This is a genomic window from Bacteroidota bacterium (genome assembly GCA_016195025.1).
Classification (GTDB): Bacteria; Bacteroidota; Bacteroidia; order Palsa-948; family Palsa-948; genus Palsa-948.
Window position 1 is genome coordinate 83,535 of the sequence record JACQAL010000043.1, and the last position, 12,291, is coordinate 95,825.

Consider the following 12,291-nt stretch of genomic DNA (forward strand, 5'->3'; position numbering starts at 1 on the left):
GCTGCCATCAGCGGGTTTTGTCGGGCGGACAAGATTTGAACTTGCGACCTCTCGCACCCCAAGCGAGTGCGCTACCGGGCTGCGCTACCGCCCGAACATTTTATTAAAAATAAATCCGAAGTACAGATTGCTTTTATAGTTTTGCAAACTAAATTCAATGCTTTGAAACTTCGGGCTGCAAATATACTATTCATTCTTATTTTGCTTCTTTCCTTACCATCATTTTCTCAGGAACAAAAATTCACCCTCAGCGGCTATGTGAAAGAAGAAGCAAGCGGTGAATCTTCCATAGGCGCGAATGTTTATCTGAAGAAAAAAAATTCCGATGAACGAAAAGGCGTGGTGACAAATGCGTATGGATTTTTTTCCATTACGCTGGAGAAAGGCGAGTATCAACTCACGGTGAATTACATCGGCTTCGAAGATTTCAAAAAAGATATTACGCTCGACAAAGACATTCATCTGAACGTTGGAATGAAGGAACATGCTGTTGTTGGAAAAGAAGTGGAAATTCTCGGGGAGAAATCAGATGAAAATATTCAGAAGAGCGAAATGGGAGTGGTTACTCTTGAAGTGGAAAAAATAAAATCGCTTCCTTCTTTCATGGGAGAAATGGATATTCTGAAAACGATTCAACTTCTCCCCGGAGTGCAGTCCACCGAAGGCAATACGGGTTTTTATGTTCGGGGCGGAGGGCCCGACCAGAATTTAGTTTTGCTCGATGAGGCGGTGGTGTATAACACCGGACATCTCTTCGGATTTTTTTCCGTGTTCAACGGAGATGCAGTAAAAAATGTTGAACTCTACAAGGGAAATATGCCCGCGCAGTATGGCGGGCGGCTATCCTCTGTGCTCGATGTGCAGATGAAAGAGGGAAATTCGCAGGGCGTTCACGCGCAGGGTGGAATCGGTTTGATTGCTTCGCGCTTTACGATTGAAGGGCCGATTAAAAAAGATACTTCATCGTTTCTTGTTTCGGCAAGAAGAACCTATATAGATGTTCTCACAAAACCGTTCACGAAGAAAAGAGAGTTTGGCGGCTCGGCTTATTATTTTTATGACCTGAATACAAAACTGAATTACCGCTTATCAGATAAGGATAGAATTTTTCTCAGCGGATATTTCGGCAGAGATGTTTTTACTTTCAGCAACAAGAACAGTTCAACCGCAAGCGATGCCGGAGTTTTCAAAGTAACCATGCCCTGGGGAAACGCCACAGGAACTTTGCGGTGGAACCACCTGATTACGAAAAAACTTTTTGTGAACACTTCCGCCATCTTCAGCGATTATAAATTTCAGTTTGGCGCACAGGAAAGCGGCTTTGAGTTCAAATTATTTTCCGGCATCCGCGACTGGAATGCAAAAATTGATTTCGGATATTTTCCTTCTGCGAAGCACAATATAAAGTATGGCGTAAATTATATTTATCACACCTTCATTCCCAACCAGGCGAGCGCAAAAGCAGGCGATGTGGATATTGACCTTGGACAAATTCCTCACTTACATGCGCACGATGTTGCCCTTTATGCAGGCGATGATTTCGACATCACGGATAAAATCCGGTTGAATGCGGGCTTGCGCTATTCTTACTTTATGCAGGTGGGACCTTTTCAGCGCTACGTAAAAAGCCCTGTCACGCAGCAAATAATAGACACGATTTTTTATTCGCGCGGAGAAAAAGTTGCGCAGTATGGCGGGCTGGAGCCGCGCGCTTCCATTCGTTTCACGCTGAATAAAAAATCTTCCATCAAGGCGGGCTTCGCGCAGAATTACCAGTATATTCATCTCGCTTCCATTTCTTCCGTTTCGCTTCCCACCGATTTATGGATGCCCTGCACATCGGTGGTCAAACCGCAGCACAGCACGCAATACGCGCTCGGCTATTTCAGAAACTTCAAAGACGATACCTATGAAACTTCGGTGGAAGTTTATTATAAAGACATGCGCAACATGGTTGAATTCAAAGAGGGCTCCATGCCCGACCAGAATGTGAAAGACAATGTGGACAATGCGTTCACCTTTGGAAGAGGATGGAGTTACGGTGCGGAATTTTTTGTAAAGAAGCGCATGGGAAGATTCACCGGATGGGTGGGCTACACGCTGGCATGGACGTGGCGGCAATTCGATTCGCTCAACCTCGGAAAAAAATTTCCGGCAAAGTATGACCGCAGGCACGATGCCTCCGTTGCGCTCACGTATGATTATTCTTCGCTGTGGACATTCGGAACTGTTTTCGTTTATGCAACCGGAAACACCGCCACCCTTCCGGTTTCATGGTACATGATAGAAGGGCAGATGGTTCCCGAATACGGTGAGCGGAATTCTTACCGCATGAAGCCCTATCACCGCCTCGATGTTTCCATCACCTACACGCCCGACCGCCACCGGATTATTGCGCGGCAAAAAAGAAGATGGGAAAGCCGCATGCAGAAAAAGAATATTGACATCACCGGAAAAGACCCCGATGGAAAAATCGGGGCAGGAATGCCTTCTAAATGGTACAGGAACATTGAAAGCAGTTGGGTGCTGTCGGTTTACAATGTGTACAACCGCTATAACCCTTACTTTATTTATTTTGAAAACACCGGAAGCATTTACGATGGAACATTAGATGTAAAAGCAAAACAGGTTTCGCTGTTCCCGGTTCTGCCTTCGATAACATGGAACTTTAAATTCTGATTCAATCAATGATTACACCGAAAGTAAATACACGATTACACCGATTATTTCACCGAAGTACGAACTCTTTACGAACTTACGAACTGCGAAAAGTATTTTTTTCATTTTGTATTTTTACTGCCTACTGCCTATTGCCTGCTGCCTGCTTGATGTTTTCCTCCTGCCAGAAAGAAATCACCGTTGATTTGCCGGAAGCGAAGAAAAAAATTTGCGTGGAAGGAAAAATTGAGCCGGGGCTTCCTCCCTATGTAATACTCACGGATAACCAGCCCTACTTTGGTGCAACCGATATAAACACGCTGCAAAATATGTTTGTGCACAACGCGGTTGTTTTGCTTTCCAACGGAACAGTTACCGACACGCTTCATGAATTTTGTTCCGCAAGTTTGCCCGATTCATTGCTGCCTCTTGTGGCGGGATTCACGGGAGTGGATACGCTCACGCTGAAAAATTTCAACTACTGCATGTACACCACTTTCAATTTCGCGCTGTGGGGGAGCGTGGGCAAAACCTATAACCTCACCATTGATGCAGAAGGAAAACATCTTACTTCCACCACCAGCATTCTTACTCCCGTTCCGCTCGACAGCACCTGGTATAAATACATCAAGGCGAACAAGAGCGGTGATTCGCTCGGCTTTGTGTACGCGCATCTCACCGACCCGCCTGTGGAAGGAAACGCTTACCGCTGGCTTACCATGCGTTTGCATAAAGATGCCTCTTTCATTCCTCCGCCCGGCTCTGTGTTTGACGATAAGTTCATCAACGGAAAAAGTTTTGACTTTGCGTATAACCGCGGAAGCAATCCCAATTCAACCGAAGACCAACTCAATCCCGAAGAAGCCGGATATTTCAAGCATGGCGATACGGTGATTGTAAAGTTCTGCGCCATTGACCGCGCGTGTTTTGATTTTTTCCGGCAGGAAGACGTGGCGATTTACAGCCAGGGCAATCCCTTTTCTTCTCCCACTTCCGTTCCCAGCAACGTGTATCCGCGCGAAGATGCACTGGGAGTTTGGTGCGGATACGGAGTTTTTCAGGATACGGTGGTTTTTAAATAATAATTTCCTGGTTACGAATTACTAATCAATAACGAATGTTACGAATATTGCCACAAGTATGATTAGTAATATTCGTAACCGATTCGTTTATTTGTTACCAGGAAAATTCATTTTCATTTTATTTATTCTTATTTCATGCACTTCCCAGAAAAAATTTATTGAAGCCAAAGAAAACCCCAAGTGGTACGAACTGCTTCCGCATTGCCCCTGTGAAAATCCTGATTTGAATGGCGCGAAATTAAATGACGGATGGGCACGAGAGCGCCATAGAAACGAAATGGGATTCTTTCAGCACACGTTTGCCGGCAAAAAGGACTTCACTTTTTTTCACGAAGGCGCAGCGGCTTCTTTCCGTTCCTATCCCTATGTGAACACAATCATCAACGGAAAAAAATTCAAGTCGGGGCAGCAATGCTGCTACGATGCAAAAGGGAAATTAATTATCACCGGCCTGGGCGCAGGCACACCCGATAAATCATCTCCCGCCAGCGGAGAAAATAAAAACGGGTTGCTGAAAGTGAATATTTTCCGCGTGCGCAGGCATGTGAAGTACGATTCAAGCCCGTTTGAAAAAGAAAAATGGGCGGAGTATCATAAATACTGGCCGCCCGATAAAGGGGCGAATTGTTCCGAAGGAAAATAAAATAGGACTTACGCAAAAACAAAAAGCAATGCCACAAAAGCACAAAAGCACAAAAAAATACACACCAAAGTTTAGTGGGATTTGGTGTTTTAGTGTTTTAGTGGCGAAACTGCGTAAGTCCTATAAAAAATCCCTCCCGCACCTGTCCTGAATTTATTTCAGGATTTTTTTTAAGGAGGAATTTTGAGTTTATCAAATCCGCACCGTTTGCATTTCGTTCCAGTCGCCAGCCAGTTCGGGGTGTTTGCTGTTATACCATCGGCTCCACACGCATAAAAACTTACCTTCCTTGTCAGCGCCAAAGTTAAACTGCTTGGTTGCCCCGCTGAAGAACTCCTGCCTGGTGCCGTCATCGGGATGCTGCGGAACGGGCTGCGGAAGAGGAGCGGGTTCGGGCGCGGGCTGGTTGGCTGTTTTTGCATTGGCAGCGGCTTTTTCATTGGCGGAAACAACGGCTGCCGTACGGGCGGCAATGGTTTTGGGGTTTTCATCCATAATCACATACGCATATTGCACACCATCGGCTCCTGCGGCAACCGAAGGGCGCCCCTGGGCTTCGTGCGTGGTGTGTGAAGATGCCTTCTTGCTGCCGGCTCCCTCACCCGTCCATGCGGTAAAACACTGGTCAGCAATTTTTGTGTGGGTATGGGTGGGTTTCTGGCGGTTTACGTTCAGTTTGAGATGAAAAATTTTTTCTTCATCGGCAGTGGCATTCGAACTGGCTGCTATGATGCTCAAAAGAGGGTTCGCAAAGATGCGGAAACTTTCAATGAAAAGTTTCACCTTTTCTTTTACCGCACCGGTGCTGGTAAGGGGGTTGACATATAAGGCGTGAAGCCCCGTGAGAGGCGTGTCCCAGAACACGCGCTTGTTATGCCAGTCGGTTGCGTTGGCGCTGCTCAATCCGAGAAATTGCCAGTAAGGATTTCCGGTGGTTGGCTCGGTGGATAGCAGGCGGTCATCGGTTCGGGTGATGTACGGGTCGAATAATTTCGGACTCTTGTTTACCCGTACTTTTTGGGTTTTGGGTGTTTTTGCTGCCATAGAATAAAGGTTAAGGGTTAAGAATTAAGGTTAAGATTATTTTTTAGCGGATTTTATAGGGTTTAGGACTTACGCAGTTTCGCCACTAAAACACTAAAGCACCAAATCCCACTAAACTTTGGTGTGTATTTTTTTGGGTGACTATATATCAGTTAGACCATAAGTAGATATATTTTATTTTCCAAAAAGTATTTTGCTTAATTACGCTTATTAACATCTTTTGTTTTGATGTGTGTTCATAACTATTTCGCCTTTTTATTTTATGGTTTTTGAAATTTCATAAATTTACCATATGAATTTTAAAGAACCCATATCTAATAAGGAAAATACTAAATCTATGCTTGAGAGACATAGAAATGAACTTCAATTAACACATTCAGACCTTTTAATTCAAATTGCGGACTGTGAGAAAGAATTAAAAAAATGTAATGAGTTATTAGAGTTTTATACAAACAGATTTGAGAAAAAAAATAACGAATCCGTTTCTGAAATAGTTGGAGTATCAATAGAGAAAAATGGCAATAACATTGAAAAAAGTAATGGACGTGAAGTTAAAAAGGAACAAATTAAATGGAAAGTGCTTGTGTTAGAGTGTTTAAAAAGAGAATCTCGTCCATTGAAAACGGCATCATTACTGAATATCATTTTTCCTAAAGTATCTGGAGAAAAAAGAGAAGATTTATATTTTGGTTTATCAAGTTCCTTGCATGGATTTATACGGACAGGAACTTTGAAAAGGGTTCACTCTAAAGGAAAAGGATTTTTATATGGATTGCCTGAATGGTTTGATGGAAGCAAACTAAAACAAGAGGTTCAATCCAAATTACGAGATTTCAAAAAGGAATTAAGTTTTTAAAAATAAGAAGCCCCGATTTTTGGGTCGGGGCTGAGAGCGGAGTGCCATCAATTTATGTGGCAGCGTGACAGGCGGGGGCATCTTTCGATAAGTTGTTTCGCGACACAATCGGAAGAACGCCCCCTTCGCTTTTACAAAGGTAATGGTTTAATTCAAATAAATTCAAAAAAGTTCAAAATAATTATTTTTATTATTTTGTAATACATATTAATATTTTATTTATATTTGTAATACCAAACGACAGATACACTATGAAAAAAGACAAAGTAATACAAGTAAGAGTTGAGCAAGAACTGGCAAAAAAACTTCAAGTGATGGCTGATGCCGACAACAGAAAACTTGCTGACTTCATTCGTGTTCAACTGATAAAATTAGTTGAACAAAAAAAGAAGTAATATATTTTTTAATTAAATAATAATACAACGTAATACAAATAATATGAAAACATTCAAATCAATCTTACAGTTTCAAAAGCATTTTGACACAGACGAAAAATGCAGAGAGTTTTTGGAACAGCAACGATGGGGCAACACTCCCGCTTGTCCTCATTGCGGTTCTCTGAATGTTCACCGCTTTGCAACTGATAAAAGAATTTTCAAATGCAGAGAGAAAGAATGCAGAAAAAAATTTTCTGCTACTGTCGGAACTATCTATGAGAACACTAAAATACCTCTCACAAAATGGTTTTTGGCAACGTATATTTTATCTGTTCACTCTAAAGGAATTTCTTCTTTGCAACTGGCAACTTGGTTAGATGTAACGCAAAAAACGGCTTGGCATCTGAATCACAGAATCTGTGCTATTCTGACAGAGAAAGCCCCGAAAGTTTTAAAAGGACTTGTTGAGGTTGACGAAACGTATGTAGGTGGTAAGATTTCCAATAAGCACGTCAGCAAAAGAAAAGAGTTAAGCAAAAATGATAATAAAACTATGGTATTTGGCGCGGTGGAGCGCGAAGGAATAGTTGTTACAAAAATAGTTCCCGACACAACAAAGGAAAGTTTAATCAATGCCGTGAATGAAAATATAGAAAAGGGTTCTGTTATGGTATCGGACGAAAATCCTTCTTACAAAGGACTGAGCAAAGATTACAGCCATGCAAAAGTAAATCACAGTTCAGGGCAATATGTAATCGGTGCGGCTCATACCAACACCATTGAAGGGTTTTGGAGTTTACTAAAAAGACAGATTAACGGAATCCATCATTACGTTTCACCAAAGCACTTACAACGATATTGCAATGAAGCGGCATTTAGATATAATGCAAAAGAAATTACTCAGGATGAAAGGTTCGCTAATGCTGTATCTAATTGCGAAGGGAAATTGACTTATGAAACATTAACCAAACCAATATAAACTATGACAAACAAAGAGTTCTTAGAAAAACTCGGCATGGAAATTAAAGTGTCGAGAATCCGAAAAGGATTACAAAGAAAAGATGTCAGTAAAATTACTGGCTTATGTTACCTAACCATTCAAGAAATTGAGAATGGTAAAAGCGATGGAAAAATTTTAAGTTACAAACGTATTGCTGATGCGATTGAAATTGAATTGAAAAATTTTCTGTAAATTTGTTTATGTCTAAGAAAAAGAAAACCCCGAAAGATGCTTCTAAACTATTTGAAAGCATTATCAAAGCATCTGTGAAAGGCAATCCAAAGCCGAAGAAGAAAAAGGGGAAGTAGTTTTAAAAATCCAAAGTTTGTTTCCTGTAATTTATTTTTCTATCGTGGTCGGACACGTATGTAGTCACCTTTTTTTGTGCTTTTGTGCTTTTGTGGCATTGCTTTTTGTTTTTGCGTAAGTCCTAGGGTTTATATGATTTCCAACTGATTGCACAAAAAGTTCAACCGATTGCAAAAGTTCTCCAACCGATTGAACAAAAAGTTCAACCAATTGCGCAAAACGTTCAATGGATTGGAGAAATTCTTCAACCGATTGCGCAAAAAGTTTAACTGATTAAAAAAATTGTTCAACTTGTTGCGTGAAAAGTTCAACCGGTTGCAAAAGTTCTCCGGCTGATGGGAGAGATTCTTCAATCGCCTGATTTTTAGTTGAAACCTGCTGTTCATTTTATTTATTCACCGGTTTTTTCAGAGCATCCGGTATTGCCTTCATGGTTATTTCCACATCAAATCCTAAAGCGTTAAAAATATTTTCGGTAGTATCCAGCCGGTAGTTGCTCTCTTTCTTCAGTGATTTTGAAACATAGCCCGCATGGTGAGAGGTGTTGTGTACAATATCGCAGGGTCGTTTCCCTTTTTGTTTCATTGCCTCAAAAATCAGGCGCTTCACCTGTTTTTTTAATCTGACAGGTTTTTTATAGGCAACTTTTTTTTCAGTGTTCAAATCCATGTTTGCACGGGTGATTTTCGTTTTTAAAAAACGAAGTTAAAGCAAGCAAATCACATAATCGTTACACTATAATGTAACTTGAAGATTATTTTTTTAACACGCTGTATTTTCTCTGCGCACTTTGCGTTAAATTGTATTTTTGCGGAATGAAAACCAGTAAACAATATACAATATACAATAGACAATTTTTTTGGCTGTTACTTGTCTACTGCTTATTGTTTACTGGCTACTGCACTGCTCAGCAATCGAAGATTGATTCCCTCCAAAACTTATTGAAGACCGCTAAAGAAGATACCAACAAGGTGAATCTGATGATTAGTTTAGCAGAGCAGTATTTTCATACATACAGTTATGCAGATAGAAACATAAATGCTGAAACAGCATTAGCATGGCTGAATAAGAGTAAAACTTTGTCGCTCAATCTTTCATTTCACAGGGGAGAAGTTTCCTATCTGATACAGTATGCCTGGATTATTTCAAGAGAATATAAGCAATATAAAAATGCACTTGAATTATTGTTAACTGCATTAGATATATCTGATAAATATGGATTCATAGATTTAAAGGCAAAAGCAAACCATCATATTGGTTTCATTTACTATGAATTGCATCAAACACAAAAAGCTATAGAATATTATCAAAAGGCATACGAACAATATTTAATATTAAAAGATACTGTAGGAATTACGGATGAATTGAAAAACAATGCAGATATGAATTTTGAACTGGGAAATAAAAAATCAGCGTTAGAAAAAGGATTAGCATGCCTTGAAATCTTGAAACATATTGATATAAATAAAAACAAAACTCTTCAGAGAACCTATGAGATAGAATTAGGGAATATCGGAACTTATTATGCAGGAATAGGCGACTTTAAAAATGGAGAACAATATATTTTGCGCTCCATCAACTATAATAAAGCAATAAAAACTACAGATTATTATTTCTGGTTAATTGAATTGGGAAAAGTATATATGTCAATGCAAAAATATGATGATGCTGAAAAAGTTTTTCTTGAAAGTTTTCATTATGCTGACTCTGTTCGTAACAACGGTTATTGGTATGATGAAATAGCAAGCACATCCAGTCGCCTTTCAAATTTGTATCTCAGAAAAGGCGATTATAAAAATGCACATCGCTTTCTTAGTGAGATGGTGATTGCAAAAGATTCAATAAATGCAAGAGAAAAGCGAAACAACCTGCATGAAACAGAATTGCAATTTTATTTTAATAAAAAGGAACAAGAAGCAAGCATTAAAGAAAAGTTCACTGAATCTGAACATCAGGCGGAAATAAAAAGAAGGAATATTATTCTCTGGTCGGTTGCAGGCGGTTTCCTGTTAGTGTTTGTATTTTCTGTTTTCATTTTTAGAAGTTATCGCCAAAAACAAAAGGCAAATATTATTATTACACAGCAAAAAGAAGAAGTGGAAAGGGAAAAGGCGGAAATAGAAAAACAAAAAGAAATCATTGCTGAAAAAAATAAAGACATCACCGACAGCATCAACTACGCCAAAAGAATTCAGGAAGCCATTCTTCCTGCCAAAGAAATCAAGTACCGTATTTTTCCCGATGCCTTTGTTCTCTTTCAGCCCAAAGATGTGGTGAGCGGAGATTTTTACTGGTTCACAGAAAAAAACGGCAAAAGAATTATTGCCGCTGTTGATTGTACAGGTCACGGAGTGCCGGGCGCATTCATGAGCATGATAGGAAATGCTTTTCTGAATGAGATTGTAAACCAGCGAGGCATTACGCAGCCATCAGAAATTCTCAGCGAACTTCGTCATAACATTATTCACTCGCTCAAACAAAAGGATAAAGAAGGAGGCACGCAAGATGGGATGGACATTGCATTGCTTTCTTTTGATGATGAAAACAATATCGCAGAATTTGCCGGAGCGCACAATCCGTTGCTGATGTGTAGAAAAGAAAATGGTTCTTACAAAATGGATGAAATACCTGCCGACAAACGCCCGATTGGATATTACATAGGCAAAGGGCTTCCGTTCACCAATCAAAAAATAAACTTACACAAAGGCGACACGCTTTACATTTTCACCGATGGCTATGCCGACCAGTTTGGCGGACCCAAAGGAAAAAAATTCAAGTACAAACAATTTCAGGAACTGCTTCTCTCCATTCAAAACGAACCAATGCTCAAGCAGGAAGCAATTCTTTTGGATACTTTTAATAAATGGAAAGGAAACTTAGAGCAAGTTGACGATGTGCTTGTAATAGGAATAAGAGCGTAAATGAAAATTAAAAGAATATCGAATATCGAACAAGGAATGTCAAATAATGAAGTGAAGAGAAATACTTCGGACTTCATTATTCCTTGTTCAATATTCATTATTTGTTGTTTTGTATTTTCCCTATGCCTTCTGCTCCGAACAAAGTTACGGAGTCCGATATTTATTTTGTTGTTTGTAATCGGACACTCTTACATCTGCCATGCGCAATCAAAAACCGATTCCCTCCTCTCCCTCCTCAAAAAAGATAAAGAAGATACCAGCAAAATAAACCACCTCAACGCGCTTGCAAGAGAATTGAGTGGTGCTAACCCAGACACTTCAATTTTTCTCAGCACACAAGCGTTATCACTTTCTGAAAAACTTGACTGGAAAAAAGGAATAGCAAATAGTTACCTCTCCTTGAGCTGGTGTAAGTTTGTGAAAGGCGATTATCCTAAATCCTTGGACTATAATTTTAATGCTTTAAGAGTGGGAGAAGAAATTGAAAATAAAAAAATAATTTCATCTGCTCTCGGTAGTATCGGAAATGTCTATTGGTATGAAAGCGACTTAGTCAAAGCATTTGACTATCATATGAAATCATTAAAAATAGCAGAGGAACTTGGAGATAAATACTTGATTGGAAGACAACTCAGTAATATTGGAATTATCTATGATGAGCAAGCGAGCTCAGTAGCGAAGCATCCCGATAGCGCAGTGTATCGGGACCGATTGTTTAACAAAGCCATTGACTATTATTTCAGGGCATTGAAAATAGCAGAAGAACTCGGAAATAAAAGTGAAGTTGGAAGGCATCTCGGCAACATCGGCAGTTCTTATGCAGAACAAGGCAAATATGAAAAGTCAAAAGTTAAAAGTGATTCTTTGTATAATAAAGCCCTTGACTATTATTTCAGAGCGCTGAAAATAGATGAAGAACTCGGAGATAAAAACGGAAATGGATTCTGGCTCAGTGGCATCAGTGAGATTTACACTGCGCAAAAAAAACATAAAGAAGCTGAAGAATATTTGCTCAAGGCGTTGAATATTTTCAAAGAAGTCGGAGGGGAGAATAAAGAAAGGCAAACTGAAGAATTACTCACTGAACTTTATGAAAAAACCAACCGCTACCAACTTGCATTGGAGCATTACAAAAAAGCAATGGCGCTGAAAGATACTTTGTTCAGCCAAGAAAACAAAAAACAATTAGTACGCAAGGAAATGAATTATGAGTTTGAGAAAAAAGAAACAAAGGCAAAAGCCGAGCAGGATAAAAAAGATGCGGTAACAGCCGAAGCAAGCAGGAGAGAAAAGGTAATCAGGTATTCGGTAATGGGCGGGCTGGCGCTCATGTTTATTATAGCGGCAATTATTTTCCGCTCGCTGCGCATCACACGCAAACAAAAAAATATTATTGAGTTG

General features: G+C 39.9%; 11 protein-coding genes and 1 tRNA gene. 9 read left to right on the plus strand and 3 right to left on the minus strand.

Features of this window, described 5'->3' with window-relative positions:
• Positions 1–20: 20 nt before the first annotated feature.
• A tRNA-Pro gene (locus HY063_09300) sits at positions 21–94 on the minus strand.
• Positions 95–183: 89 nt separating this feature from the next.
• On the opposite strand from HY063_09300, the gene HY063_09305 reads away from it, so the two are divergent.
• The 3 genes from HY063_09305 (at position 184) to HY063_09315 (ending at position 4,383) form a co-directional block, all read left to right on the plus strand.
• Positions 184–2,679 (plus strand): TonB-dependent receptor, encoded by a 2,496-nt coding sequence (locus HY063_09305; protein MBI3501979.1) that lies wholly within the window; start codon positions 184–186, stop codon positions 2,677–2,679.
• Positions 2,680–2,810: 131 nt separating this feature from the next.
• Positions 2,811–3,740, plus strand: coding sequence for a DUF4249 domain-containing protein (locus HY063_09310; protein ID MBI3501980.1), 930 nt, complete (start codon positions 2,811–2,813; stop codon positions 3,738–3,740).
• Positions 3,741–3,798: 58 nt separating this feature from the next.
• Positions 3,799–4,383 carry a hypothetical protein gene (locus HY063_09315; GenBank protein ID MBI3501981.1) on the plus strand — a complete coding sequence of 195 codons (585 nt, stop codon included), beginning with the start codon at positions 3,799–3,801 and terminating at the stop codon, positions 4,381–4,383.
• A gap of 192 nt (positions 4,384–4,575) precedes the next feature.
• Here the strand turns inward: HY063_09315 and HY063_09320 are convergent, their stop codons facing one another.
• Positions 4,576–5,427, minus strand: a complete 852-nt coding sequence (locus tag HY063_09320) for a hypothetical protein (protein ID MBI3501982.1) — start codon at positions 5,425–5,427, stop codon at positions 4,576–4,578.
• Between the two features lie 292 nt (positions 5,428–5,719).
• On the opposite strand from HY063_09320, the gene HY063_09325 reads away from it, so the two are divergent.
• The 4 genes from HY063_09325 to HY063_09340 all read left to right on the plus strand — a co-directional run bounded on the left by HY063_09325 (position 5,720) and on the right by HY063_09340 (position 7,852).
• Positions 5,720–6,283, plus strand: a complete 564-nt coding sequence (locus HY063_09325; GenBank protein MBI3501983.1) for a hypothetical protein — start codon at positions 5,720–5,722, stop codon at positions 6,281–6,283.
• Between the two features lie 251 nt (positions 6,284–6,534).
• Positions 6,535–6,678 carry a hypothetical protein gene (locus tag HY063_09330; protein MBI3501984.1) on the plus strand — a complete coding sequence of 48 codons (144 nt, stop codon included), beginning with the start codon at positions 6,535–6,537 and terminating at the stop codon, positions 6,676–6,678.
• 43 nt (positions 6,679–6,721) lie between these two features.
• Complete coding sequence (locus HY063_09335; protein ID MBI3501985.1) at positions 6,722–7,639, plus strand: IS1595 family transposase; 918 nt, start codon at positions 6,722–6,724, stop codon at positions 7,637–7,639.
• 3 nt (positions 7,640–7,642) lie between these two features.
• Positions 7,643–7,852, plus strand: coding sequence for a hypothetical protein (locus HY063_09340; GenBank protein MBI3501986.1), 210 nt, complete (start codon positions 7,643–7,645; stop codon positions 7,850–7,852).
• 504 nt (positions 7,853–8,356) lie between these two features.
• Here HY063_09340 and HY063_09345 read toward each other — a convergent pair.
• Complete coding sequence (locus HY063_09345) at positions 8,357–8,638, minus strand: hypothetical protein (GenBank protein ID MBI3501987.1); 282 nt, start codon at positions 8,636–8,638, stop codon at positions 8,357–8,359.
• A 272-nt stretch (positions 8,639–8,910) separates the two neighbouring features.
• Between HY063_09345 and HY063_09350 the strand changes: the two genes are divergently transcribed.
• Positions 8,911–10,890: a SpoIIE family protein phosphatase gene (locus HY063_09350; GenBank protein ID MBI3501988.1), complete on the plus strand. Its 1,980-nt coding sequence runs from the start codon at positions 8,911–8,913 to the stop codon at positions 10,888–10,890.
• A 168-nt stretch (positions 10,891–11,058) separates the two neighbouring features.
• Positions 11,059–12,291, plus strand: a 1,233-nt coding sequence (locus HY063_09355) for a tetratricopeptide repeat protein (GenBank protein ID MBI3501989.1), incomplete at its 3' end; no start/stop codon positions are given.